Origin of the sequence: Gardnerella sp. DNF00983 (genome assembly GCF_049244265.1) — a bacterium.
GTDB classification, from domain to species: Bacteria; Actinomycetota; Actinomycetes; order Actinomycetales; family Bifidobacteriaceae; genus Bifidobacterium; species Bifidobacterium vaginale_J.
This window is the reverse complement of sequence record NZ_CP058392.1, coordinates 641,938-667,792: the sequence shown is the minus strand read 5'-3', so window position 1 is coordinate 667,792 and position 25,855 is coordinate 641,938. Positions and strand designations below refer to the sequence as shown.

Below are 25,855 nucleotides of genomic sequence, written 5' to 3'. Positions count from 1 at the left end.
CACACAATTATTACAACAATGTTCTTAGCATGAGATACAAAAGAATAGTTAGTTTCAGGGAAGGTGAAAATCCTTACTGGCGGTAACAAAATACGTGTTTCATGCGTTTTTGAAGCCCGCGAGCGGCCTACAAGCTGCTGATTCGGTTAAATTCCGAAGCCAACGGTTACAGTCCGGATGAAAGAAACGGAGACCCATCATGGGCATTTCTAATACAAATAATCACCAAACTTATGCAAAGAACTCTAACTGGTCTAGTGAAAAAATCGCAAAATACGCTCTATTCGTGGCACTTTCAATGGCTGTAAGTTTCATAGAATTTCCACTTATTCCAGACTTGTCGTATTTAAAATATGATCCTTCAGGAATAATATGCCTAGTTGCAGGATTCGCATATGGTCCTGCAGCTGCAGCAATAGTAAGCATACTAGGTTTCGCGCCGCACTTATTTACCAATCCACTAGGCACAGTTATGGCAGTGCTAGTATCTTTAGGAGCTAGCGTCACAGCGGCATTAATTTACAAAAAAATGCATACCAGAAAAGGCGCAATAATCGGACTTTTGACAGGATCAATTATTGCTATTGCTCTTGCAATAGTTGGAAATCTTGTTATTACGCCACTTTATGCGCACATATCTATTGCACAAGTCGCATCGCTTATTCTTCCAGCATTACTGCCGTTTAATATTATTAAACTTGCGCTTCACGTTGTAGTAACTATGCTTATTTACAAACCAATTTCCAATCTGCTACACGAAAATAAATAATAATTCTAAGCGGCATAGTTATGCATAATATCAGCACAAGTAGTAGCATGAACGAAGCTAAAAAGCACATGATTGAAAACAATGCGCAAGTAGTGTTGCGAAATATTTGCTTTAGCTACGATGATGGAAAAACTTGGACACTTAATAATCTAAGTCTTACAATTCGCTCCGGCGAGCGCGTGGCAATTGTAGGATTAAACGGTTCTGGTAAGTCAACCTTGGCAAAAATTATTGCAGGTTTAACGGCACCAGATAGCGGTTACGTTACATTGTGCGGTGAAAAAGTTTTTGAAAATACTACTGCTTGTGCTGAATCATATAAAAATGCACGAAAATATATTGGCGCACTTTTCCAAAGTCCTGAAGATCAGATTATTACAACAATTACTGAAGAAGATGTTGCTTTTGGACTAGAAAATTTGCAATTCCCTCAAAAAGCAATGTATAAGCGTATCAGTGAAGCTTTAAAAACTGTTCATATGGAAGATAAGCGTTACGCTGACCCTAGTACTATGAGCGGCGGACAGCAGCAACGAGTAGCTTTAGCAAGTGCTATTGCTATGAATTCTAAACTGCTTGTTCTTGACGAACCTACTTCTATGCTCGACTCGTTCGCACGCAAAGACGTTGATGCTTTATTTGATAATTTGCACAAAAATGGCACTACTATTGTTCAAATTACACACAATTTTGAGGAATGCAAACGAGCAAATCGCATACTTCTACTAAAAAATGGCATTCTGAAAGAAGTAAGCTTTAATGGTTTAAAAACTTATTTTTCTAATATTGAGTTGGCGAATAATCATTTAACTAAAATTAGCGAAAGCAAAAACTTAACAGATAGTAGATGCAAAGAAAATGAGTCAGATATCGCTGTAGAAATTTCCGGACTAACTGTTAAATATGATAAAACTTCGCCAGCTGTTATTGACGATTATTCACTAACTGTTAAAAGCGGCGAAACAGTTGCAATAATGGGCGAAAACGGCTGCGGTAAATCAACTCTTGCTAAAACAATGTGTGGATTGTTAAAAGCCAATTCAGGAAACATAACAGTGCATGGCATATCTGTTAGAGGTAAAACATCTAAAATAATACGACAAAAACTACATCAAACAATTGGCTACGTTATGCAACTGCCAGAACAACAGCTTTTTGCTGATACAGTACGAAATGATGTTGCTTATGGGCCAAAAAATTTTGGGCTGAAAGGCAGTGCTCTTAAAGAACGTGTGGATGAAACCCTACGCTTATTGAACCTTGAGAATTTGGCTGAAAAATCACCTTTTGCACTTTCTGGAGGTCAGCAGCGTCTTGTTGCAATAGCTGGCGTTTTAGCTTGCAAGCCACGCGTGCTAGTACTGGATGAGCCAACAGCAGGATTAGATTTTGAAGCTGCGTTGCGTATTCGAGAAATTCTTGGAATGCTACACAATCAAGGCGTAACCATAATACTTATTACGCATAATCTTCAAGAAGCAGAAGATTTAGGCGCAAGATTAGTAACATTAAAAGCAAGCAATAAAGCAAATAATAAAGAATGCAACACAGCAAAAAATACTGAAAACAACAAAAACAAAGAAAGTTCCGCAAAAGCAAAACCAACTTCACTACTTAAATCTTTTGACCCACGCGCAACGCTTCTATCATGCTTTATTCTTATGCTAAGTGCTTTTAGTATTACTAACTACATACAGTTAGCTATTCTTGCTTTTGTAACATTTACTCTAACTGTTGCTGCAAAAATACCATTCGTTAAGCTTATTTCTTCACTGCACATGATTATTGCAGTATTTGTTTTCTCAGGATTACTTAACATTCTGGCAGTGCGAACCGGCACAGTGCTAGCAAATATTGCAACTATTCCTATTACAACTGACGGAATTAATTACGCAATACTTTTTGCAACGCGATTCTCGCTTGTTATTATCATTGGAGCAGTTCTAGTACTAACAATGAGTCAAACAACGCTTAGCGAATCTTGCACACGATTACTATCACCACTTAGGCATATTGGAATACCAACGCAAGAAATAGCACTTATTATGAGCCTAGCGCTACGGTTCTTACCAACACTTAGCGCAGAAGCGCACTCTGTGGCACTAGCGCAAATCGCTCGAGGAAGTAGCATTCGAGATGGTTCTTTTAAACAACGAGTACACGCTATAACAGCTTTAATAGTGCCAGGTTTTGCAGGAGTAATTCGCCATGCTGACACTCTTGCGCTCGCATTAGATGCACGCTGCTACACACCTGGAGCTGAAAGAACTCACTTGCACTCATGGAAAATGAGTATAAAAGATGTGCTGCTATTACTAGTTACTCTTTGCGTTGTAAGCGCGATTATTGTGTGCAAAATGCTACCTTTGTAATAAAAATTTTGAATATTTCACGCTTTTCAGCAAGCGCAATAAATACGGGATAGATGAGCAATAAATACACAATAAATACGGAATAAATACGGAATAAATACACAATAAATAAATTTGTATTATCACATGCAACAATTCGCAATATACTGTATAATCCGTTAAGCACTATGTAATTTAAGTAATATTTGCGTTATAAAACTTGCATTTGAAAGGACGCCTTATGGCATTGACAAAAAAGCAGATTAAGCAGCTTCGCGCGCTCGCTAATACGCTTAGCCCACTTTTATACGTTGGCAAGAACGATATTACTGATGCAGCTGTGAAGCAAGCAGACGAAACCATGCAGTACCACGAGCTAATGAAGTGTGCTGTGCAAGATGGTTCCGGATTAAGTGCTAAAGAAGCTGCTGATGCACTTGCTCAAAAGCTCGGCGCCGAAGTCGTGCAAGTAATCGGCAATCGTTTTGTTTTGTTCCGCGTATCCCCATTAGACAGCGTTGAACACATTATGCTTGTGCGCGAATAGCGATTTATATTCACACGCCGTTAAAACTGTACACAAATGGGCTTCTCTAATTTGAGAGGTCCATTTTGCTTATGAGAAGCTATATAAATTACGCAATCAAGCCAAATATGCAGCATAATTTTCGTATGCATGTTTATCACTACATGCAATTAGAATCGAGTGTAAGAATTTCGCTTAAGAGAGATTGATTGATTCGAAAACTGAGTCAGCGATGCTTGGTTTGTATCATGCTTGAGATGGAGGTTTATTATGAGTAAGGCGAAAAGCTATTTTTGGGGATTCGTTGTTGTCGCCATATTAGCTGGTTTGTTCTATTGCGTTCAGCACAATCCTTCTTTTAGTGGCGTGCGTCACTTACTTAATATAAAACCAGATCTTAACGCTATTAGTGAAAAGTGCCATTTACCAATAAAACGCAGCTACGCTCTCGGAGGAGATAATGCGATTATAAAAGTTGGAACTGGTGACAATTTTCAACAAGCCGCATCATGCGTACTTGATGAGTTTCCTTCTGCTGACGCAAATCATAAAAAATTAGAAAATATTCTTTACAAAAACGGCAACCCATTCGACATGAATGACGACAATCATACTTTTATCGTTAGTGACCCATGTTCTGTAATGATTTTCCCAACTACTGCTGGTGACGTTATGATTGTTGGAAATGCTAATAATCTTTCCAAGATAGACAACGGCTCACTCATGGCAGGCTTAATGAAAGACGTTTCTTCCAATTACGGTGAATGATTTACTCATAAAACGTAGGTTTTGCCAAAATATGATTAAACAGTTGCGACTTTGCGAAAGTAGAGATGCTGGGTATGAAAAAGAATAGCGATTTTCTGTATTATTGCGTATCAACCGTTGTGCTTATATGCTGGCTTACTGCTTGCGTTGTGTATACTCTTTTTGCTGCAGATACCTTACAAAACAACGGCTTTTCGCTAAAAAATTTTGCGAACAACAATGTTGCAACCACTCTAGTTGAGACAAAACCAAATAAGCCAGATAATGCTCTTGGTATGGTAGGTCGTGCCTATAAAGACGTGCTTGAAAATCTTCACGGAAAATACAAGTTCAAAAATGTTCCAGATTCTTTCGGGTATTACTACGATTTATGGGATTTTGATAATGATAAGATTCCAGAACTTATTGTGACTGCAAGAAAAAAAGTGGGTTTCGATATGCGTAAACCGCGCTTTACAAAAGTATTTTCTTTTGATGGTAAGAAAATTGTTGAGTCGCAGTTAATAGAAGATTTAGAACCGCCTACCGCTAATGAATTTGGACAAACATTAACATACGACCATAATCACAACGGCATAATTGTATATCACTCAATGGAAGGAACTGAAGCTCATAGGAATACTTACAAACTTGCAAAAGATCATAAATTCAAATTAGTAAAAAGCGCCAATGACAATGAGGAAGATTACAGTAAGTTTGGCGACATTGATGCAACGTTTGTTGACGTTAAAAATCTTAAGCCTGTAGATGATCTCATTCATAATATGACTCTTACTGAAAAAGAGAAGAAGCACAATCAGTATATTCAAGATTTACGCAATGATGGATACACCATTCTTACCGGCAATGTTCAAGAAATGAATATTGACGAAGTAAAACGGACTGCACAGCCTAACGCGATTTTAGATGATTATACTTACTATTTTGATATGGCACATTTGATTTATACAATAAATATGCCTTACAAAACAATAATAACCGTTGTAGCCGATGGTAATGGATCAAAAGTTCCTGACACATTTGTTTATAATCGCTTCTTTATTAGCAATAAGATTAAGGAAGTCAAAGATTATGTCGGCAAGAAAATAACCATAGCTGTTAAACACTCTGTGACAATATGTCCTGTGCAAGAACCAAGTTACAATGACTATAATTACAACGAGTTAAAAATCATTACAGAATAAATGCAAATTGGAGTTTTACTCGTTATCGCATTATTCAACTAGAATCGAGTGTAAGAATTTCGCTTAAGAGAGATTTATTGTGTTAAAAACTCGGTAAGTGTGAGCATAGTTAAGAGAGGGAATTATGGCATTTTGTGAAAATTGTGGAAGTAAGCTAGAGCAGAATAGTAAGTTTTGTGATTCATGTGGAAATGTTGTTGCAAATTATTCGGATGTTGCGAATGAAAATTATAATATGCCACCTGAAAAAGAAGCTTATATTCAGCCTGGGTATACTGCAGAAAGTAATAGCGAAAAATCTTCTACTAAATCAAAGCGATTTACACTACTGATTGCTTCAATTATTGCTGTAGTACTTGTTATTGCTGCTGCGGTTGCGTTTATAGTATTTCATTTATCTTCACAAAGTAGTCATACTGTTCTTATTCCTAAAGCTAGTGCATTAAAAAGTGCGCCATTGCAAAAAACTGTAGACGATCTGCGTAAGCAGGGTGTAAAGGTTATTATTGTTAAAGAGTTTTCTTCTGTTAAACGTGGTGGTTTTGTTCGTTTTACTAATGTTCGTCCTGGTCAACGTGTGAAAAGTTCATCGCATGTTACTGTTATAGAATCTGAAGGTCCTGGAATTCCTAAAAAGGGTGTAGTAGGTCAGCCTCTCGAAAAAGCTAAGAAAATAGCTGAATCTATGGGCGTTCCTGTTGAAACATACAATATTATTTCTACTAATACTGGAAAAGTTATTGCAACTGACCCTATGCCAGGCTTCCCAGTTTCGAGCGGAAGTAGTGATGATGGTGTGATTCGTATTGCTGTTGGAGTTAAAGACAAAGGTATTCCTGCTGACTTGTTCGGCATGGATAAAGACGAAGCAGTAAATAAGTTGCGAGATTTAGGATTGAAAGATGTTTCATTGCACCCGCATTTCTCGTCAGAAAAGAATCTTGGTAAGATCATTTCTTCTAAACCTGCTTTAGGTACAAAGTTTTCAGGTGGGCATGTTGACTTGTACTACGGTGTTGACGCTTCTGAAACAAAAAATGTAATGACAGAAAATGATCCTGATGACAAGGATATGATGTATGCGTCTAAGACGTCTCCTGTTATTGGCACTTGGTGTACTAATGATGGCGACTGCATTGAGCTTCAGAAACATGATTATCCTAAAGCTGATCCAAGTGATATGTTTTTGCAGCTTCCTACCGATCCTAAGTATCCTAATGATTCTAATTTTTATGAGTATCTAACTTTGGGTAATGGTGCTCATGAGATTGGCGGATTGGTATTTTATAAGGATAATAATAAAAACAAAGACAGTTGGATGAAGAATCATTTGATTGTTGGAGACACTGGCGCTTTTGAACTTTATCGTGGAATGGGATTGCCATATTGTGGTGAAACAGCTAATGACAATATTGGCAATATGTGTGTTAATGGTAAATGGGTTGACGCGTTTGAACCTCCTGAAGACATCAAACAATATGGGGATCATGATAAGATTCCTGGCTATTGGAAAGGCTCTTCGTTTAGGATGCGCGACTTCTTCCTTGTAGTTCCAGTTCATGCAAATCTTAATAAGATCGAATCTTCTGGCTATTTTGATGGAAAAGGTAATAAGAAGCCGGATACTACAAGACCGTTTATTTTACGCAGAAATCCGAAACTGTATTCTAAAACGACTGTTGATGCTGAACCTTACAAAGGCGACATAGGAGACAATCCGTTCGTACCAACAATCAAGCATAAGGCTGTTCCGTTTAAGCCTGCTCCAGACGATAGTGTTGCATACTACTTGGTTGAAAAGCCTTTCGACTGGAGTAAGCTTCCTGAACGTGACTAAACTGCATTACATGCATCAAGCGAAGATGATATTCATTTAAAAATGAAATTTATTCGCGCAAATAAAATGCTCCATGATCGTAAGCTTATTCATAATCAATCTGATAGCCAAGCGAATCGTGGAGCATATTTATTGTGATATTCTACTCATCAATCACATGCACACTATCAACAGTAGATTGTCCTGCCGGCAGTTCCAGCCAATTTGTTCCATCATCTCCAGCTTTAGCAGCAATAGTAATTTTTTTGTTATTATATTTTTCAAACATATTGCTTTCGTTTGATTTAGAAACCTTCATAGTAACTAAAATATTATTAATGGAGTTGCGCGTTTGTCTTACTCCACAATCCATACCATTACAGTATCCTCCAACAGACATCTTTCTATCGAATGCTAATACTGTATAAATATTATCTTTGTTTTCCTCTCGAACACTATATTTACTGCCAGTATCACTTGGTGTAGTTCCAGGAAACTCATATGCTTCATCAGCATTTAATATTTTTACAGTTCCAGTAAATACTTGATAACCTTTTTCACGCCAAAGTTGAACAAGCTCATTATGCTTATGCTGAGCTTGAGTCAAGTTTTTGGCATTAATCATCATATTAATATCAGTAAAATCATCAACCGGCACAAAAGTTGGATGTAATAATTTACTTATCTCACCAGTACCAGGAACTGAATCGTATGTATCAGTTTTATCTAATGGATGTTGAACAATTGACCGAGTATGAGTAAAGTTGCCTTCATTCAGCTTATAAATTGTTTTACTCCACGGGAAAACATCAGGCGCATTTTTTTTCAATAGCACGCAAAATTACAATTCCTTTATGATGAGGATCAAAATATATTGTCCCTGTATACTCATTTTTATCAAGATTCTTATCTATAATTTCTGGATATTTAACCAACTTGCCATTCTTAAATGAGAATACATGAATATACTTGTTAGAGTTAGTATTATATTCATTTGTCGCAATAACAATCATTTCTGGAATATTATCGTTGTCAATATCCCACAGATCATAATAATATTCGAAATCCTGTGGGAATTTATTTGAAACATACGAAGAAGTTTTAAGCACATTCTTGTACTCTTTGCCAGCTTGAGAAAGAATGTCATCTGCATTACGAGTATCTGGTTTTGCGATTGTGCTTATTATGCTATTGCTGGTAATACTTTTCAACGAAAATCCGTTGCTTTGTAAGGTATCTGCAGCAAAAAGAGTATACACAACGCAAGCAGTAAGCCAGCATATAAGCACAACGGTTGATACGAAATAATACAGAAAATCGCTATTCTTTTTCATACCCAGCATCTCTACTTTCATTAGATTCGTGAAGAATGGCACGAATTTGAGTTAAACGTTGCGAAATCTCATGCTCGTAGCCGCGATTCGACGGCTGATAGTATTCGCGACCAACTAGTTCATCTGGCATATACTGTTGCGATGCAACAGCACCCGGATAATCGTGAGCATACTTGTACCCGTCATGGTTTCCCCAACTTTTCATCAAAGCAGTCGGAGCGTTGCGCAAATGAAGAGGCACTTGACCAATATTTCCAGCATCAACGTCTTGCAAAGCCTTATTAATAGCGTTATAGCTTGCGTTTGATTTAGGAGCAGTTGCTACAGCAATCACAGCTTCAGAAAGAATAATGCGCGCTTCCGGCATGCCAATTAGAGCAACTGCTTGAGCCGCAGCAACAGTTACTTGCAAAATTTGCGGAGCTGCCATACCAACTTCTTCTGCAGCAGCAATCATAATTCGCCTTGCAATAAAACGCGGGTCTTCCCCAGCTCTAAGCATTCGCGCTAAATAATGCAAAGAAGCGTCAACATCACTTCCGCGCATCGACTTAATAAAAGCAGAAATCACATCGTAATGATCGTCGCCGTCTTTGTCGTAACGAACTGTAGTAGTATCCATTACGTTAGAAACAATATCAGCAGTAATTACAGGCTTCTTTTTGCCATGCTGTAACGCAACATCTCCTGTTACTGCTCCTGCAGCAGCCTCTAAAATGGTGAGAGTTTTACGAGCATCTCCCCCACTTAAGCGAATAATAGAATCAATAGCATCATCGTCGATTTTAAGCTGATTATTAAGACCGTTTTCGCTAGTTAACGCACGTTCTATAAGCGTATGCAAATCTTCAACGCTAAGCGACTCAAGTTTAACAACTACTGATCTGCTAAGTAGCGGTTTAATGATTGAAAAGCTTGGGTTTTCGGTAGTAGCTCCAATAAAAGTTACGTCGCGATTTTCAACGCTTGGAAGCAAAGCATCTTGTTGAGATTTAGAAAAACGGTGAACTTCGTCAATAAACAAAACTGTTTCTTGACCATTGCTAACTAAACGCTCATGCGCGCGATCAAGTACCGCACGAACGTCTTTAACTCCAGAAGTTACAGCAGAAAGCTCTTCAAACACTCGACCAGACTGACGAGCAACAATATAAGCGAGCGTTGTTTTGCCAACTCCCGGAGGACCAAATAACACAACAGAACTTGGAGCAGTAAGAGAACCTTTAGATTGCGGATTTGCAAGCCTACGCAAAGGCGAACCTTCTTTTAGAGCATGCGACTGCCCTAGCACGTCTTCAATACTGCTCGGGCGCATACGCACTGCCAACGGACGAGTCACATCACTCGGCGCGCTACTTGCTGCAAATAAATCCTGCTCCATAAATACCAGCTTACACTACATATAGAACAAACGTTCGATTGCATTTTGCACTTTGCATTTCGCATTCTGTTATCACATTTTTAAAAATCACACATGCGAAACTTGGTAATCGAAGAACACAACTTCGCCTTCGTCTTGAGTTGTATCTAAATCAACAACGCCAGTAATAGCCCAATTATGATCTCCGTCTGAATCGTCAATAATCTGCCGAACTTTCCACGAATGTTCACTCTTCTCAAGAGAATCATCCAAAATAAACAAGTCGCCGCTTCGAGCCTTGGCATCTATTCCAACATATTCGTGCTCGTCGTAGTAATCGTCAAGCACATCATTCCACTCGTGAACGCCATAGCCCCAAGCCTTGTCAAGCTCTCCTAAAGTATCCGCATCTTCCAAATCCATAAGCTGCACGCGACGGAACATTGCATTTCGAATAAGCACAATAAGTCCACGACGATCCTCAACTACAGACTCAGAAGTTGAAGGCGCAGCCGTAGTTACAGCGCTAGCTTCAGCATCCGAGCCGCCTGCACTCTCCCACTCGTCAACAAGACTTGAATCAATCGAGCGCACAACAAGACGAAGCCACGAAATAATATCACGCAATTCTTCGTTAAGCATATCTTCCGGCACAGTGCGAGCAAGCGAACGGTAAGCGTCCGAAAGGTAGCGAAGAAGCGTTCCCTCACTTCTAGCAATGCCATAACGAGAAATGTATCCAGTAAAATCGGAAGCAGTTTCAACCATGTCTCGAAGCACAGATTTTGGCTTAATACAGTAGTCGTTTGCCCACGGAACGTCCTTGCGATATTGCGCAAAAGCAGGAGCTAGCAAATCTTCAAGAGGCTTAGGATAACTAACTTCAGCTAAGCGTTCCATGCGCTCCTCGTAGTCAATGCCATCGTCTTTCATACCAGCCATCGCAGCATCGCGAGCCTTACGTTCTTGCGCGCGAAGAACAGGCTTAGGGTCATCTAAAGTTGCTTCAACCATAGAAATTACGTCAAGTGCATAGCTTGGAGATTCTGGGTCTAGAAGTTCCAAAGCTGCAAGCAAGAACGGAGAAAGCGGCTGATCTAGAGCAAAACCCTCTGGCATAGCAACATCAAGATCATAGTCACAAGAACCGTCAGCGCGCTCTCTGCATTCAATAACTTGAGTATCGAGCAAAGTTTGGAAAATATCGTCGCAACGCTCAAGTAATTTTTCTTTATCTTGCGGCTTTTGTGCGCTATCTTCAATAAGTTTTTCAACGCGCGCTCTAGCATCTCCACCTTGCGTAACTTCGTTCAAAATCATTGAGTGAGTTACAACCATGTGAGGATTCAAAGTTTCTGGAGCGCTTTCAATAAGCTTAGTAAACGTTGGCTCACCCCAAACTACAAAGCCTTCTGGAGCCTTCTTACGCTTAACTTTTTTAAGCTTCTTAGGATCGTTTCCGGCTTTTGCAACAGCGCGCGCATTCTCAATCTCGAACTCTGGAGCCTCTGCAACTACTAAGCCTTCAGTATCAAATCCCATTCTGCCTGCACGCCCTGCAATTTGATGAAACTCACGAGCGCGAAGCTTGCGGCTACGATTCCCATCAAATTTTGTAAGAGCTGTAAGCACAACAGAATGAATTGGCACATTAATACCAACACCAAGAGTGTCTGTGCCACAAATAACTGGTAGCAGTCCTTGCTGTGCGAGCTGTTCGACGAGCCTACGGTAGCGCGGAAGCATGCCAGCATGATGTACGCCGACACCAGTGCGCAGTAGCCTTTGCAAAATTTTGCCGAAGCCTGTAGTAAATTTAGTGCCTTTAATCGCTTGAGCTATTTTGTCTCGCTGCTCTTTGCTTGAAACTCCAGTGCTTGCGAGCGCTTGCGCTGTTTCGAGAGCTGCGTCTTGCGAAAAATGAACTACGTAGATTGGCGTTAAACCCTTGTTAAATAAGAGTTCTACAGTTGTTGCAAGCGGCTTATCTGTGTACTCGTATTCGAGTGGGATTGGTCTTGGAGCGTCTGCAATAATATCAACAGTTCTTTTTGTTGATTTTTCTAAGCGTTCCGCAATATCCGTTACATCTCCAAGAGTTGCGCTCATAAGTAAGAATTGCGTATTTGGAAGTGTAAGTAACGGAACCTGCCAAGCCCATCCGCGCTCTGGGTCACCATAGTAGTGGAATTCGTCCATTGCAACGCAATCAACTTCAGCGTTTGCACCTTCACGCAGAGCTTGATTTGCTAAGATTTCCGCAGTACAGCAGATTATTGGAGCATCAGCATTAATATGCGAGTCGCCAGTAATCATACCAACGTTGTCACGCCCAAAAATAGCTACTAAATCGAAGAATTTTTCGGATACAAGAGCTTTAATTGGAGCAGTGTAGTAGGAGCGTCTGCCGGTAGCGAGCGCTGCAAAATGCATGCCGAGCGCTACTAGAGATTTTCCAGAACCTGTTGGAGTGTTTAAAATAACGTGGTCTCCTGCAAGCAAATCCATAATGGATTCTTCTTGATGCGGCCACAAATCTACATGCTTGTTATCTTTAACCCAATCAACAAATGCTTGAAAAATCTCATCTTCGCTAGCATGATGCAAATCAAAAGCTAACTCGCCCAAACCAGCCATATACGCTCCTACTTTACTTAAGCTTTACTCGTGATTTTAATCGCAAATTTATTTACTCGCGTTTTACTTGCGCTTCTTCTTATCTCGTACTTTTACGGAGATTTGAATAGGAGTTCCCTCGAATCCAAATTCTTCTCGAAGCGATCGCTCAATAAAGCGACGGTATCCGTGCTCTAAGAAGCCGGTTGTGAATATTACGAAACGCGGAGGACGCGTAGAAGCTTGCGTGGCAAATAAGATTCGCGCTTGCTTTCCGCCTCGCAAAGGATGCGGATGAGCAGACTGAATACGACCTAAGAAAGCATTGAGCTTGCCTGTAGGAATACGCTTATCCCAGCTGTCTAAAGCTGTTCGCATAGCACGCGCAAGACGATTCGTATGCCATCCTGTTTTTGCGGAAAGATTTACGCGCTCAGCCCAAGTTACGCGCTCAAACTCAGTTTTCCACAAGCGTTCCATGCGCTGCCTGGAAAATTCGTCCATCAAATCCCACTTGTTAAACACAAGTACGATTGCGCGACCTGCATCCACAGCCTGGCTCATAACTTTCAAATCCTGCTCTGCAATCGGTTCGGAAGAATCGAAAAGAATCAAAGCAAGTTCAGAACACTCAATCGCAGCTTGCGTACGAAGTGAAGAATAGTATTCAGCGCCCGTAAGCTTATGCTGTCTGCGCTTAATACCAGCAGTGTCAATAAACAGCCAGTCTTCTCCGTCAACTCGCACAACCTCATCAACAGGATCGCGAGTAGTTCCAGCCAAATCGTTTACAACAGAACGTTCTTCGTGAGCTAAATGATTCAAAAGCGAAGACTTACCAACGTTTGGACGACCTACTAAAGCAATTCTGCGAAGTCCTTGCGGAGTTAAGAATCCTGAAGTTTTATTCGCTTTCTTTAAAGAGTTAAGAGCTGCGTCAAGCAAATCTCCAACGCCTCTGCCGTGCATTGCAGAAATTCCGTAAGGCTCACCCATTCCGAGCTTCCAAAACTCTGCAGTCAAATACTCGCTTCTAGCGTCGTCAACCTTGTTAACTGCTAAAGTAATAGGCTTACCTGCAGCGCGAAGCATTGAAACAATACGCTCGTCTGTAGCTGTTAAACCAACTTGACCGTCTACTAGGAAAATCACAGCATCGCTTAAACGCACTGCTACTTGCGCTTGCTGAGCAATAGAAGAATCAATGCCTTCAACATCTGCTTCCCATCCACCAGTGTCAACAAGCTTAAAATTGGTTCCAGCCCACTCAGCGTCGTAGCTTACGCGATCTCTCGTAACGCCTGGAGTATCTTCTACAACAGCTACACGATGACCCAAAATACGATTTACAAGCGTTGATTTTCCAACGTTTGGTCGGCCTATAACGGCGATCACTCCAACAGCTTTAGAATCTTTCGCATCGTCTTGATTTACTTCGTCACCTCGAAGAAGCGCACGGTCTTCATCGTCAAGATCGTAGCCTTCAAGATTAGCTGCATAGCGGTCGTACTCGTCCTGCTCGATAGCAGCATCAACCATTTCAACAAGAGCGTCGAGAGTCTGCTCAAAAGTTAAATCAGAATTATCGAGAGTTGTAACTCCGTCTGCTGCTTGAAGAAAATGCGTAACTTTAGAATCTTTAGCGTCACGAGCGCGAATATCGTCTTCTTCAGATTCATTATTCTTAGATTCATTATTTTTAGATTCATTATTTTGCAAATTTTCTTGCGCAATATTCTGATTGTTTCTGCGAGCTTGACGCACTTCTTCGCGTGCAGTAAGAAGCACTCGAACTTGCGCGTTAGGAGCTACAACAGTAGTAATATCGCGGCCTTCTGCAACTATGCCCTCACCTTTAGAGAAAGAATCTTCAGCTGACTCTGAAGCAATATACGCGCGCTGAGCAGCAATAAGCATACGGCGAACTGCAGGAATTGAAGAAACAGTAGACACATGCGAAGAAACTTCACTGGAACGCAATTCTTCGCTAATATCCTCACCTTCGACAGTCACTATAGGATTCTTAGGATCAACGCTAAAGTCAGCGTCACTTTCAGTAAATAAGGCTCCAACAGCTTCAACAATTTGATTAAAGCGTTCAATATCTGCTGGATTTACAGGATTTCCTTCTTCATCCAATTCAAGCTGCGTGCTTAAATCAATACCTTTTTTCAAGCACCACCAAGCAGCAGCTCGATACATTGCACCCGTATCCAAATACGCAAAACCATAGTATTGCGCTAAAGCACGAGAAGTGGAAGATTTACCTACTCCTGCTGGTCCATCAATTGCTACACAAATCACAGGCCAACCTCCTTAGAAAGCGAGCGCACTTCTGTTTGAGAAAGCACGCGATACGATCCAGCTTTTAAGTCCCCCAATTTAATAGGACCAATTTGCGTACGAACAAGGCGCTTTACAGGGTATCCTACGGCTCCAAAAATCCTGCGCACAATACGATTTTTTCCAGAATGCAACACAACTTTTACCATAGTCGTGTCGTGATTCTGGTCGATTATTGCGCAACGGTCGAGCTTAATCCAACCATCTTCAAGATTTACGCCTTGCGAAACCAAGCGACGGCAAACCATACCGTTGATTTTGCCTTCAACAGTTGCAATATAAGTTTTTTCAACCTCATACTTTGGGTGCATTACGTGCTGGCTTAGCTCGCCATCGTTGGTCATTAAAATAAGACCTTCAGAATCGTAATCCAAGCGTCCCATGTGGAAAATTCGCTCGTACTTGTCTCCAACAATATCTCTTAAAGTAAAACGACCTTTTGGATCGTCCATTGCGCTAAGAACTCGCTTAGGCTTATGCAATGCGAGCGTTACGAGCTTTGTATTGAACTTTACGCGAGATCCATCAACGCGCACTTTTTGACGTTTTGGATCTACTCGAGTACCAAGTGTTGTAACCAATTCGTCGTCTACTTCAACACGCCCGTCAAGAATAATCTCTTCACACTTGCGTCTTGAACCAAATCCCGCTTCAGCAAGCAGCTTCTGCAGTCGAATGGCGTTGTTGTCATCTGAATGCGCCTGATTGGCGCGGGAATATGCGTTTGGCATCGTTCTCCCAACGTGACCTAAAGAATTACATACATACTTGCGCCAAAATTTACTTAAGAATGCGCAATATAAGCAATTCATTACTAATTAACTTACTAATTTATGTGGCAATTTATTAAATTTGTAATAAATCAAAAAACACCACGTTTTTCTATGTTACCGTATGGCATAGCCGTGATAGTATAGCCTAGGTTTCATTGTGTTGCAATCATTAACGAAGCAGCACAACTAAAATTAAGGAAAATTATGATTAAAACAACAGATACAACGTGCGACACAACTAAAACTGCTGCACCACTTATTGTTCGTATTGGTACCGAATTTATTGCTACAGCTTTAGTAATGTTCGTTATTTACACTTTTTATCCTCTAAATATTTTTATGTCCGGAATCAACGTTTTCATGATTGCTGTCGGCACTGGTCTCGCTTATGCTGCAGCAACACATATTGCGTCTAAAGTTTCTGGAGGTCATCTTAATCCTGCTATAACAATTGCTTCAATGCTTACTGGACGCACTTCATATGTTTCAGGATTATGCTACATTGTTGCACAAGTTTTTGGTGCTATTGCAGCTGCAAAACTATTTCTTCTTACTATTCCTCAGCAGGATTCAGGCGTCGATCCGTCGCAATTTGATCAAATGTCAGGTTTTGACAAAAAATATTGGTTTATGCCATTAGTAAACGGGTTTGGAAAAGGATCTATTTCCGCATCTAAATTAAAAGGAATGAATTTATCTTTCGGAATAGTATCTGCATTATTAGTTGAAGTTATTGCTGTTATTTTGATTGTTGCCGCTGCATTGCGTAGCACAGACAATAAAGGTAATACTAAATGCGGTTATGCAACACACATCGGTATTGCATACGCAGTTGGCACTTTAATTACATACATGATTACAGGAGCTGGCTTGAATCCTGCTCGTTCTACAGGTATTGCAATATTCGCAAACTCTTATGATTTGGATGTTAAGCCATTAAGTCAATTGTGGGTATTCTGGGTTGCTCCAATTTTTGCTGCAGCGATTGTTAGCTTAGTTTCGCTATTGACAAAATTCCTTTCAAACTCTGCACAAAAACTTGCTGTATCGAATGAAACAAATTCCGAACCAGCACAAAAATCTGCAGACACAAAAGCAGAGACAAAAACAGATGCAAAAACAGACACTCCTGCAGTGTCAGATATGAGCTATGAGTATGTTCAAGACGCATCTGACGATAATGTTGCAAACAATCTTCAAAAATAAAGTTATAGCAAAAATATAATTGAAGCATATGTTATGAGCAAACCTATGCCAAGCGTAATACTTATGAAAGAATCAAAGCAAACAGAGCGAACTTTCCAAGGACTACGCTGACGCATAATTAAGCGCATAACGCCTAGAAGTACAGCCGCCACAGAAATAATAATTGTGGCGGCTTTTACATATCCTACGAATGCCAATAATGCGCAAAATGCAACAATAACTGCTACAATCCACTCAGCATAAGGCTTACCCTCACGCTTTTCCGACACATACGGATGTTCCGATTTAGCACTTTTAGTCTGATGCTCATTATCTGTCATACTTGTATCATACCTGCTTAGCGATAAGAAAACATAAGCTGATTTATTTATTAAAGCAAAAATGCAGCGCTTGAAATACTCAAACGCTGCATTCATAGTATTTATTGATTTATTTATGAATTTATGAATTTTAGATAAAGCGATTTTAGTGGAAGAAGTGACGAGTTCCGGTACTGTACATAGTTACGCCAGCTTTACGAGCAGCTTCGAACACTTCCTCATCGCGAATAGAGCCACCAGGTTGCACGATTGCACGAACGCCAGCTTCAATAAGAATCTGCGGACCGTCAGCAAATGGGAAGAAAGCATCCGAAGCTGCAACAGATCCGCGAGCACGCTCAACGCCATCAGCCAAAGTATTCGCACGTTCAACAGCTAAATGGCATGAATCCACGCGATTAACCTGCCCCATTCCAATGCCAACAGTAGCATTGTCGTGCGCAAGTAGAATTGCGTTAGACTTTACGCAACGAAGCGAACGCCACGCGAATTGCAAGTCGCGCAAAGTGTCAGCATCAGCAGCTTCTCCAGAAACAAGCGTCCAGTTTTCAGGATTATCGCCAAAAGCATCAATCTTATCTGCAGATTGAACTAAAGCACCACCGTCAATAGGATGAACTTGCAAATCCAAAACTGGCGGAGTTGCAACCTTTAAAATACGAAGATTCTTTTTCTTAGTGCGAAGCAATTCCAAAGCTTCAGGCTCATAGTCTGGAGCCACAATAACTTCCGTGAAAATTGGGCGCACGCTTTCTGCCATTTCCAAAGTGACTGTAGTGTTTGCAGCAATCACACCGCCGTAAGCACTCACAGGATCGCAAGCGTGAGCTTTTTTGTGCGCTTCTGCTGCAGTTGCGCCTATTGCCAAGCCGCAAGGATTATTATGCTTGCAAACAGCAACCGCAATTTGTGGAGCAAAATCCCAAACCGCACGCCAAGCAGCATCCGCATCTACGTAATTGTTGTAGCTCATAGGTTTTCCGCCAAGAAGCTCAGCCTGAGCCAAACCACCCTTATGCAAAGGATCTAAATACAATCCTGCTTGCTGATGAGGATTCTCACCATATCGAAGCGTATGCTCTAAACTCCAAGTGCGCGTGTAGTTTGCAGGAAGCTCCACAGCTACAGCATTTTGACTATCTTCTTCATCATTTGTGTTCAAACTTTCAGGCTTCTGCCATGCTTTACTTGTCCACTCAGATATAGAAGCATCGTAAGCTGCAGTATGAGCAAATGCTTTACCAGCCAAATATTCGCGCTCTTGCAAATTAAAGCCTTCACCTGAAACGATTCTATTAGCTAAAAGCTGGTAATCTGCAGGATCTGTAATAACGGCAACAGACTTATGATTCTTTGCTGCAGCACGAATCATAGAAGGTCCACCAATATCAATTTTTTCAATAATTGCGTCACTATCAGCACCGCTCATTACAGTGTCTACGAACGGATACAAATTAACTACTACAGCATCAAACGGCTTTATGTTTAGCTTTTCAAGTTGCTTTACATGATCAGCATTACTCATATCTGCAAGAATTCCAGCGTGAATATGCGGATCTAAAGTCTTCACCCTTCCATCAAGACTTTCTGGGAAGCCAGTAACGTCAGAAACTTCAGTAACATGAACGCCAAGTTCCGCCAATTTAGCAGCAGTAGAGCCGGTTGAAACTACTTCAGTATCAGCCTTTCTAAAAGCTTCAGCTAATATTTCAAGTCCTTCTTTATGAAAAACTGAAACAAGAACTCTACGAATTTGCTTTTCACCTGTGGTTATCAGCACATTTGCGTTTGATTCTTTGCTCTGTGTCTGTTGCACGGCGGCCTTCCTTCCCAAAATAGTAGTGAGGAATTATTTTCTTTTAGCCTTCGATGAAACCGTCCTAGGAGCGGCTTTTTTCAAAGGCAAAGGTTGATTATTTTTATTACTAGTCTTATTTTCGATTAATTTTGCAGATTTTACAGGCTTATTCGACTTATTAGCAGCAATAAGATTTAAGCAATATCTCGCACCACAAATAAGTAGAATACTAAAAATTGAAATAACTAATGCTACAGCAGAAGCATATAGTGTAAGATGGCCAACAGCTCTAGTACTTTCAATAATGTCAACTCCAATATAAGAAAGTCGACATTCACCTAATGAACCATTTGCTATTGAGAAAACAACAGTCCACATAATTGTAATTAAAGCGGATACGCCAACACTATCAGTTGCAGCTTCTATAACGTTCAACATAAAAGACTCACGCTCGGTTTTGTCAATAATATTTTTTAAACGCAAGCCACAGCCGCTTTTATGCAATAAAGTTACAAGCATTACAATAAAGCATAAAGTTGGAACTATATAGTAAAAAACAGTGCGATGCACAACGTCAATAACAGCATCAGGAAATATTCCAAAAACCGGAATAGGCGGCAAAGATTTACGCTGAGAAACTGTTAAAGTAAATTGTGCAACAGATCCAATATTAAATCCAGATCCACAAATCCAAGATAATGCCCAAATAGCAACATTCGGCAGCCAAACTAAGCAAGCAATAGTTGTAAGAATACGCGAACCATTTTGCATGCCTAGCTTATTGAAATATGAATTAACATAACCAAAATTTGTGCAAGCCCAAACCACAACAGTTATTAACGCAACAAAAGCATATAAACCGAATAAAATTACCGCAGTTCGCTTAGTAATACGAATATTTTTTTGAATATACTCAGGACAGATTTGCTTATAACGCTGCTTAGCAGATACAAACAGTGAGCTGCTTGGGAAAACCGCTATAAGTAGAGAAATTAAATAAACACAAGAAGATTTACAAGCAACAATAAAAGTAGAATCAAGTAAAGTAACATGCGTATTTTGAGAAAGTATAGCATTAATAGCAGCCCAGACTACAAGCCCAGTAAAATACGCTATATTCCCACCTTTAATACGACGAATTAAGCATACAAGCGTTGAAATAAGCAGAAAAGTAAGACCTAAAGGAATAATCGTAAGAATGCAATTTCCAAAAGTAAGACCCACACCTTGAGCAAACATAAACACAGCCCAAGTCATAGACATTGCAGATTCAGAAAGATTACCTGTTCCTTCTTCGATAGAAACCACAAGAAGTGTGAGAGATAAGAAAAGACCTATTGTAAGAGAAAAAATAAAAATAACAATAACAGGAGTTATTACACCTTTAGACATGTTTATTAAGGATGACTTAAGCTTTTCAACCATGCCTTTTCCTTTCAATCTTTTAGGTGCAAAACCAATATATTGCTTTAAATAGGATATTACTTTAATAATAAGCGATAATAATAAACTTTTAAGCTGGCATAGTAATTAAACTGCTGCAAGGATAATCGCATAATTCACTCATTCCACTAATACCAGTAAGTTCAATAACAAAACTAAAACCTGCAACTATTCCCTGAGCGCGCTTGACAATATTTGCGGCAGCTTTTGCAGTGCCTCCAGTTGCAATAAGATCGTCAACAATAAGCACACGTTGACCTGGCTTAATAGCATCGCTTTCAATTTCAATACTTGCCTGACCATACTCAAGCATGTATGACTCAGTAATAACTGGAGGAGGTAGCTTACCAGCTTTACGAATAGCAAGAAAACCTTTGCCTAACCTAGATGCCAATAATGGTCCAAAAAGAAAACCTCGAGCTTCAAGCCCAGCAATCAAATCAATTGAATCAGCCGGCACAGGCAATGCCTCAATCAAAGAATCAATAAGAATTCGCGAAGAGCGCTCATTTGAAAATATAGGAAGAAAATCACGGAATATAATACTAGGATTTGGGAATCCTGGAACGGTACGAATCAAAGAAGCAAGATAAGCGGCATCATCGTTGCTTACTGTTTTCAACGTTTTCACTGTAATATCCGTTGCTGTCATAATCCTAACGTTCTTTTCTTCACAAGACTTGTTATTGGAATATGGAAAGAATGTCACATATTCGCGTGATGCGTGAGACATGTGCTGACTCACACATCACGACTTAAGTATTAAATTATAAATTTATGAGATAAAAGTTATTACTTTTCAGATTCTGCAGATTCTGATACTGGCTCGTTATTTTCGTTTACAGATTTATTTGCATCATCTTGCTTAGCTTCTTCAGCTTGTGCAGCTTCTGCTTCTTCATCGCTAATAAATGCTGGACGCACATACAATCTGTTTACAGCGCGGAAAGATACTCGCATCAAGCTACCTTCTGAATCGATAACAATCTCTTCATATTGAGTATCTACGCTTACAATCTTTCCGATAATACCGCCGATTGTAATAATTTCAGTGCCTGGTTCCAAAGATTCATGGAATGAACGCATTTCAGCTTGACGCTTCTTAGCATTGCGAGTTTGGAACATCATCATGCAAACCATTGCTACAACGAGAATAATAAGCATGCCATACTGCTGGAAAAATTGAGGCAAAGTAAACTCCTTAAGTATCCAACCCTAAGACGGTCGAAATGCCGCCCAAGTTAATTATTTTAAGCTAGCTCACTGACATTACTAGGCTCTTTAAAGCCCAAATGTTTCCAAGCTTTACTAGTTGCAACACGACCTTTAGGAGTGCGAATTAAGAATCCTTCACGCACTAAATATGGTTCACACACTGTTTCAACAGTTTCAGATTCTTCACCAACCATTGCAGCTAGATTATTAAGACCAACCGGTCCACCGTTAAACTGACAAACCATAGCCTTCAAAACTGCAATATCAAGTCGATCAAGACCTTGCGTATCAATTTGATACAATGCTAAAGCTTCAACAACAGCATCTTGATTTACTTCTGACAAATCATGCACAATAGCCCAATCTCTGACACGTCTTAACAAACGATTCGCTATACGAGGAGTGCCACGAGAGCGCAATGATAGTTCTTTAGCAGCTTGATCGACAAGACAAATCCCTAAGACTTTAGCAGATCGCTCAATAAGTTTTTCAAGCTCTTCGTGAGGATAAAAATCAAGATGAGCAGTAAAACCAAAACGAGCGCGCAATGGAGAAGGCAACATTCCTTCCCTAGTGGTAGCTCCAACTACAGTAAAACGAGGAAGAGTTAGCGGTATTGATGAGGCACCAGGACCTTTACCAACCATGACGTCAACGCGAAAATCTTCCATAGCAATATAAAGCAACTCTTCTGCAGCACGAGGCAAACGATGAATTTCGTCAATAAACAACACTTCACCTGCGTCAAGTGCGCTTAGTATAGAAGCTAAATCTCCAGCATGCTGGATAGCAGGACCTGAAGTAATTCGAATAGGAACTTGCAATTCATTAGCAACAATCATTGCTAATGTAGTTTTTCCTAATCCAGGAGGGCCAGCCAATAACATATGGTCAGGCGCAACATCACGCTTTTTAGCAGCATCTAAAAACAGTTGCAATTGCGCTTTTAAAACTGGTTGACCGATAAAACCTTCTAATGCGTGAGGACGAAGCTCCTCATCACTGAGTTGCTCATTTCCTAAAGGCGTTGAAGAAACCATGCGCAAGGATTCTTCAGCAACACCAGTATTTAGCGCAGAAGTATACTCTTCACTCACTTCAACTCCCCCAATACTAGATTCTTTACAAACATGATTACCTACCCCTATCAAGTGAAGCTAATGCCATTCGTAAAACATTGGGCAAATCTGCATCAGATATAGGAGTAGAAATATTATTATCTGCACAAACTTGCTCAACTGCTCTTTGAGCATCAACTTGTCTCCAACCCAATGAAACAAGACCCTCTATTACGCATTGCACGCTAGAATCAACAATCTGCTTATTAGATTGAGCCGAATCATTAGAACTATCTGCCAGTATTGAAGGATCAAGAGAACCCTTCAATTCCAAAATAATCTTCTGCGCACCCTTTTTCCCTAAACCAGGCGCAGAAGAAAGAGAAGTTACATCTCCCTCAGAAATAGCTTGTAAAAGACGATCAACATTCAAAGTTGAAAGCATAGAAAGAGCAACTTTAGGACCAATTCCACTAACTTTTTGCACTTGCAAAAACATTCGTTTAGCAGCTTGAATTGTAAAACCATAAAGAGTTAAAGCATCTTGCGAAACTTGAAGCGACGTATAAACGCGAACTTCCTGCCCTTCATGCAAAGAAGACAAATCTTGAGAAGGCATATAAGTTTCGTAGCCAACTCCAGAAACAACAATAAGAGCAGAACGAGCATCAATTGACGCAACTTGCCCAACAAGCATTCCAATCATAAGCTCACTCCCACCTAACAAAAACTCATAGCTTAAAGCACATAAAGTCAAATACAATTATAATAGAACATCTGTTCTATTGATATCCTACATGTCTCGAACGACAGAAGAAGATTTACGCGCCTGAGCTTGAGCTAAAGCCCACTGTTTCTGCGCAGCAGTTAGATGCTGCTCGCGCTCGCCACCTTGTAAAGCACCAGAAGGACGAAGAGCATGACAAATAGCTTGAGCTAAAGCGTCGGCAGCATCAGCAGGAGTAGGCAAAACATTAAGACCAAGTAGTCGCGCTACCATGCGCTCTACTTGAGGTTTTTGAGCTTTTCCGTTTCCAGCTACAGCAAGTTTAACTTCAGTAGGAGTGTGTAAAGCAACAGGAATATTGCGCTGAGCTGCAGCAAGCATTGCAATACCAGCAACCTGTGCAGTGCCAAGAACAGTATTTCGATTTTCTTGCGCAAAAACACGTTCAATAGACACAGTATCAGGCGAAAAACGCTCAATTTTTTCAACTAATCCGTTATAAATCTTTAAAAGTCGCAAATCTTGCGAAAGATCAGGCTCAGACCTCAACACATCGACGTGAATAAAAGAAAGCCGACGAGATACGCCGGCTTCAATCACGCCGACCCCGCAGCGAGTAAGCCCGGGGTCAACGCCCAAAATCATCATAGGAGATTATTCATCTTCCTCAAGCTGAGCCATAACTTCATCTGAAGCGGTCCAGTTGCTGTAGATATTCTGAACATCGTCCAAGTCATCGAGATTATCAATTAAGCGAGAAACCTTTTGAGCATCTTCGAAGCTTAATTCAACCTCATTATTTGGATGCATAATGATATCTGCAGAATCATAGTCGAAACCAGCTTCCTGCAAAGCCTTACGCACAGTTACCAAATCACTGGAATTGGTGTAAACAGAATAAACATCGCCGTCATCAGCAACATCTTCAGCTCCAGCTTCAGCTGCAACTTCGAAAAGCTTATCGTAGTCAACACCTTCGGATGGAACTTCAATCAAACCTTTACGTTCGAAGTTGAAGCTCACAGAACCGCTTGTTGCCAAAGAACCGTTGCCCTTAGTAAGAGTTGAACGCACATCAGCAGCAGCACGATTGCGGTTATCAGTAAGGCATTCAATAATCAATCCAACACCTGCAGGAGCGTAACCTTCGTAAACAATCTCTTCATAGTTTGCGCCGCCAGCTTCTTCACCAGAACCACGCTTTACAGCGCGCTTGATGTTGTCAGCAGGCATGGAAGCCTTCTTAGCTTTAACGATGGCATCGTACAGCGTAGGGTTACCATCAGGATCGCCACCACCCAAACGTGCAGCAATTTCAATGTTCTTAATAAGCTTGGCAAAAAGCTTGCCACGCTTTGCGTCGATAGCGGCCTTCTTGTGCTTTGTAGTCGCCCACTTGGAATGACCTGACATGATACTCCTAAAACGTACAGTTAATCAAACGAAACGATTTTATTGCGCTTTCGCGACAAATTTTATTTATCTTTTATATCAAGCCCATGCTTTACTTCAAAAATACGCTGGAAAACTGTAATAATACCGCCAATAGCAAGCAAAATCATAGCAAAACTCAACCAAAAAAGTTGATTTGTAAGACCAACAAGCCCCATAGCAACAAGAATCACAGCAACTCTATCTGCACGAGTTATTAAACCTTTTTTAGGATCTACATTTATTGACTGACCGCGAGCGCGAGTGTATGAAGTTACGAAAGCTGCCATAAGAGCAACTAAACAGCTTAATAATCCTACATACTTTATTGCATTGCCATTCAAAGTTGAAATCCAAGTGCACATATCTTTTTCGTGAGAGTTATACAAACAAATGCATACCGAGGAAAACAATGACCAGTCTGCAATGCGATCGAGAGTTGAGTCAAGAAATGCACCAAATTTAGTACCACCTGTTGTCAAAGCAGCAACAGAACCATCTAAACTGTCTGCAAGCACAAAAATAGTTAAAAATATAGTGCCAACAACAAACTGTTTAGTAAAAGCAGTAACAAAAGCAATAATAACTACAGCTATTGTGCCAACAATTGTTACACAATTAGCACTTACGCCTAATCTGACTAGCAATTTTGCAATTGGAGAAATAATGCGCTTAAACCCACTGCGTAATGATTCCAACATTGAATGCAACCTTCCTAGCGTAATCGCAAGTAAAACTTGTGCTCAATCAACATTCTTATAGTAACCGCGCGACTGTAAGAAGATACAAACACCGTTACTAACTCAGCTGGAAAACT

Annotated in this window: 23 protein-coding genes and 1 riboswitch; of the genes, 7 read left to right on the top strand and 16 right to left on the bottom strand. The window is 40.3% G+C overall.

What is annotated here, in order from left to right; all coding sequences use genetic code 11:
* Nucleotides 1-46 precede the first annotated feature (46 nt).
* Nucleotides 47-193, top strand: a riboswitch (FMN riboswitch).
* A 6-nt stretch (nt 194-199) separates the two neighbouring features.
* The 6 genes from HXT34_RS02445 (at nt 200) to HXT34_RS02420 (ending at nt 7,435) form a co-directional block, all read left to right on the top strand.
* A complete protein-coding gene (locus HXT34_RS02445) occupies nt 200-769 on the top strand; it encodes an ECF transporter S component (protein WP_421785328.1) in 570 nt (189 codons plus the stop codon).
* Between the two features lie 47 nt (nt 770-816).
* The gene (locus HXT34_RS02440; protein ID WP_415682956.1) at nt 817-3,141 is read left to right on the top strand and encodes an energy-coupling factor transporter ATPase; all 2,325 of its coding nucleotides are present in this window, start codon (nt 817-819) and stop codon (nt 3,139-3,141) included.
* Nucleotides 3,142-3,361: 220 nt separating this feature from the next.
* Entirely contained in the window at nt 3,362-3,667 is a 306-nt protein-coding gene (locus HXT34_RS02435; RefSeq protein WP_004108863.1) for a YhbY family RNA-binding protein, read from the top strand.
* A 249-nt stretch (nt 3,668-3,916) separates the two neighbouring features.
* Entirely contained in the window at nt 3,917-4,414 is a 498-nt protein-coding gene (locus HXT34_RS02430) for a hypothetical protein (RefSeq protein WP_421785326.1), read from the top strand.
* 74 nt (nt 4,415-4,488) lie between these two features.
* Nucleotides 4,489-5,598 (top strand): hypothetical protein, encoded by a 1,110-nt coding sequence (locus HXT34_RS02425; protein WP_421785426.1) that lies wholly within the window; start codon nt 4,489-4,491, stop codon nt 5,596-5,598.
* Nucleotides 5,599-5,722: 124 nt separating this feature from the next.
* Entirely contained in the window at nt 5,723-7,435 is a 1,713-nt protein-coding gene (locus HXT34_RS02420) for a PASTA domain-containing protein (RefSeq protein ID WP_421785324.1), read from the top strand.
* 142 nt (nt 7,436-7,577) lie between these two features.
* Here the strand turns inward: HXT34_RS02420 and HXT34_RS02415 are convergent, their stop codons facing one another.
* The 6 genes from HXT34_RS02415 to HXT34_RS02390 all read right to left on the bottom strand — a co-directional run bounded on the left by HXT34_RS02415 (nt 7,578) and on the right by HXT34_RS02390 (nt 15,798).
* Entirely contained in the window at nt 7,578-8,249 is a 672-nt protein-coding gene (locus HXT34_RS02415; protein WP_421785322.1) for a hypothetical protein, read from the bottom strand.
* Nucleotides 8,224-8,748 (bottom strand): hypothetical protein, encoded by a 525-nt coding sequence (locus HXT34_RS02410; protein ID WP_421785320.1) that lies wholly within the window; start codon nt 8,746-8,748, stop codon nt 8,224-8,226. Before HXT34_RS02410 ends, HXT34_RS02415 begins: the two co-directional genes overlap by 26 nt.
* Nucleotides 8,735-10,129, bottom strand: a complete 1,395-nt coding sequence (locus tag HXT34_RS02405) for a replication-associated recombination protein A (RefSeq protein WP_415682951.1) — start codon at nt 10,127-10,129, stop codon at nt 8,735-8,737. Before HXT34_RS02405 ends, HXT34_RS02410 begins: the two co-directional genes overlap by 14 nt.
* Nucleotides 10,130-10,216: 87 nt before the next feature.
* Nucleotides 10,217-12,745 (bottom strand): DEAD/DEAH box helicase, encoded by a 2,529-nt coding sequence (locus HXT34_RS02400; RefSeq protein ID WP_421785317.1) that lies wholly within the window; start codon nt 12,743-12,745, stop codon nt 10,217-10,219.
* A 63-nt stretch (nt 12,746-12,808) separates the two neighbouring features.
* Nucleotides 12,809-15,028, bottom strand: a complete 2,220-nt coding sequence (gene der, locus HXT34_RS02395; protein ID WP_421785315.1) for a bifunctional cytidylate kinase/GTPase Der — start codon at nt 15,026-15,028, stop codon at nt 12,809-12,811.
* Nucleotides 15,025-15,798 carry a pseudouridine synthase gene (locus tag HXT34_RS02390; protein ID WP_004106562.1) on the bottom strand — a complete coding sequence of 258 codons (774 nt, stop codon included), beginning with the start codon at nt 15,796-15,798 and terminating at the stop codon, nt 15,025-15,027. The genes der and HXT34_RS02390 overlap by 4 nt, the downstream gene beginning before the upstream one ends.
* A 246-nt stretch (nt 15,799-16,044) precedes the next feature.
* Between HXT34_RS02390 and HXT34_RS02385 the strand changes: the two genes are divergently transcribed.
* On the top strand, nt 16,045-17,046 hold the full coding sequence (locus tag HXT34_RS02385; protein WP_421785313.1) for an MIP/aquaporin family protein: 1,002 nt from the start codon (nt 16,045-16,047) through the stop codon (nt 17,044-17,046).
* A gap of 2 nt (nt 17,047-17,048) precedes the next feature.
* On the opposite strand, the gene HXT34_RS02380 is transcribed toward HXT34_RS02385, so the two are convergent.
* From HXT34_RS02380 to HXT34_RS02335, 10 genes are all read right to left on the bottom strand, one after another.
* Nucleotides 17,049-17,366, bottom strand: a complete 318-nt coding sequence (locus HXT34_RS02380; protein WP_415687202.1) for a DUF3017 domain-containing protein — start codon at nt 17,364-17,366, stop codon at nt 17,049-17,051.
* Between the two features lie 145 nt (nt 17,367-17,511).
* Nucleotides 17,512-19,182: a bifunctional phosphoribosylaminoimidazolecarboxamide formyltransferase/IMP cyclohydrolase gene (purH, locus tag HXT34_RS02375; RefSeq protein ID WP_421785311.1), complete on the bottom strand. Its 1,671-nt coding sequence runs from the start codon at nt 19,180-19,182 to the stop codon at nt 17,512-17,514.
* 33 nt (nt 19,183-19,215) lie between these two features.
* Nucleotides 19,216-20,589 carry a DUF6350 family protein gene (locus HXT34_RS02370; RefSeq protein WP_415689803.1) on the bottom strand — a complete coding sequence of 458 codons (1,374 nt, stop codon included), beginning with the start codon at nt 20,587-20,589 and terminating at the stop codon, nt 19,216-19,218.
* A gap of 88 nt (nt 20,590-20,677) precedes the next feature.
* Nucleotides 20,678-21,259 (bottom strand): adenine phosphoribosyltransferase, encoded by a 582-nt coding sequence (locus HXT34_RS02365; protein ID WP_415682992.1) that lies wholly within the window; start codon nt 21,257-21,259, stop codon nt 20,678-20,680.
* A 140-nt stretch (nt 21,260-21,399) separates the two neighbouring features.
* Nucleotides 21,400-21,798, bottom strand: coding sequence for a preprotein translocase subunit YajC (gene yajC, locus HXT34_RS02360; protein ID WP_415686814.1), 399 nt, complete (start codon nt 21,796-21,798; stop codon nt 21,400-21,402).
* Between the two features lie 59 nt (nt 21,799-21,857).
* The gene (gene ruvB, locus HXT34_RS02355) at nt 21,858-22,862 is read right to left on the bottom strand and encodes a Holliday junction branch migration DNA helicase RuvB (protein ID WP_415689858.1); all 1,005 of its coding nucleotides are present in this window, start codon (nt 22,860-22,862) and stop codon (nt 21,858-21,860) included.
* A 94-nt stretch (nt 22,863-22,956) separates the two neighbouring features.
* Nucleotides 22,957-23,586, bottom strand: coding sequence for a Holliday junction branch migration protein RuvA (ruvA, locus tag HXT34_RS02350; RefSeq protein WP_421785308.1), 630 nt, complete (start codon nt 23,584-23,586; stop codon nt 22,957-22,959).
* Between the two features lie 87 nt (nt 23,587-23,673).
* Nucleotides 23,674-24,255, bottom strand: a complete 582-nt coding sequence (ruvC, locus tag HXT34_RS02345) for a crossover junction endodeoxyribonuclease RuvC (protein ID WP_004106546.1) — start codon at nt 24,253-24,255, stop codon at nt 23,674-23,676.
* 6 nt (nt 24,256-24,261) lie between these two features.
* Nucleotides 24,262-25,020 carry a YebC/PmpR family DNA-binding transcriptional regulator gene (locus tag HXT34_RS02340; protein ID WP_004106544.1) on the bottom strand — a complete coding sequence of 253 codons (759 nt, stop codon included), beginning with the start codon at nt 25,018-25,020 and terminating at the stop codon, nt 24,262-24,264.
* 62 nt (nt 25,021-25,082) lie between these two features.
* On the bottom strand, nt 25,083-25,739 hold the full coding sequence (locus tag HXT34_RS02335) for a CDP-alcohol phosphatidyltransferase family protein (protein WP_415689807.1): 657 nt from the start codon (nt 25,737-25,739) through the stop codon (nt 25,083-25,085).
* Nucleotides 25,740-25,855: the final 116 nt, after the last annotated feature.

What these genes read in the sequence shown, in the direction of transcription:
- HXT34_RS02445 (WP_421785328.1), top strand. Translation starts at nt 200, where the DNA reads ATGGGCATTTCTAATACAAATAATCACCAAACTTATGCAAAGAACTCT.
- HXT34_RS02440 (WP_415682956.1), top strand. Translation starts at nt 817, where the DNA reads ATGAACGAAGCTAAAAAGCACATGATTGAAAACAATGCGCAAGTAGTG.
- HXT34_RS02435 (WP_004108863.1), top strand. Translation starts at nt 3,362, where the DNA reads ATGGCATTGACAAAAAAGCAGATTAAGCAGCTTCGCGCGCTCGCTAAT.
- HXT34_RS02430 (WP_421785326.1), top strand. Translation starts at nt 3,917, where the DNA reads ATGAGTAAGGCGAAAAGCTATTTTTGGGGATTCGTTGTTGTCGCCATA.
- HXT34_RS02425 (WP_421785426.1), top strand. Translation starts at nt 4,489, where the DNA reads ATGAAAAAGAATAGCGATTTTCTGTATTATTGCGTATCAACCGTTGTG.
- HXT34_RS02420 (WP_421785324.1), top strand. Translation starts at nt 5,723, where the DNA reads ATGGCATTTTGTGAAAATTGTGGAAGTAAGCTAGAGCAGAATAGTAAG.
- HXT34_RS02410 (WP_421785320.1), bottom strand. Translation starts at nt 8,748, where the DNA reads ATGAAAAAGAATAGCGATTTTCTGTATTATTTCGTATCAACCGTTGTG.
- HXT34_RS02405 (WP_415682951.1), bottom strand. Translation starts at nt 10,129, where the DNA reads ATGGAGCAGGATTTATTTGCAGCAAGTAGCGCGCCGAGTGATGTGACT.
- HXT34_RS02400 (WP_421785317.1), bottom strand. Translation starts at nt 12,745, where the DNA reads ATGGCTGGTTTGGGCGAGTTAGCTTTTGATTTGCATCATGCTAGCGAA.
- HXT34_RS02390 (WP_004106562.1), bottom strand. Translation starts at nt 15,798, where the DNA reads ATGCCAAACGCATATTCCCGCGCCAATCAGGCGCATTCAGATGACAAC.
- HXT34_RS02385 (WP_421785313.1), top strand. Translation starts at nt 16,045, where the DNA reads ATGATTAAAACAACAGATACAACGTGCGACACAACTAAAACTGCTGCA.
- HXT34_RS02380 (WP_415687202.1), bottom strand. Translation starts at nt 17,366, where the DNA reads ATGACAGATAATGAGCATCAGACTAAAAGTGCTAAATCGGAACATCCG.
- HXT34_RS02370 (WP_415689803.1), bottom strand. Translation starts at nt 20,589, where the DNA reads ATGGTTGAAAAGCTTAAGTCATCCTTAATAAACATGTCTAAAGGTGTA.
- HXT34_RS02365 (WP_415682992.1), bottom strand. Translation starts at nt 21,259, where the DNA reads ATGACAGCAACGGATATTACAGTGAAAACGTTGAAAACAGTAAGCAAC.
- ruvB (WP_415689858.1), bottom strand. Translation starts at nt 22,862, where the DNA reads ATGGTTTCTTCAACGCCTTTAGGAAATGAGCAACTCAGTGATGAGGAG.
- ruvA (WP_421785308.1), bottom strand. Translation starts at nt 23,586, where the DNA reads ATGATTGGAATGCTTGTTGGGCAAGTTGCGTCAATTGATGCTCGTTCT.
- ruvC (WP_004106546.1), bottom strand. Translation starts at nt 24,255, where the DNA reads ATGATGATTTTGGGCGTTGACCCCGGGCTTACTCGCTGCGGGGTCGGC.
- HXT34_RS02340 (WP_004106544.1), bottom strand. Translation starts at nt 25,020, where the DNA reads ATGTCAGGTCATTCCAAGTGGGCGACTACAAAGCACAAGAAGGCCGCT.
- HXT34_RS02335 (WP_415689807.1), bottom strand. Translation starts at nt 25,739, where the DNA reads ATGTTGGAATCATTACGCAGTGGGTTTAAGCGCATTATTTCTCCAATT.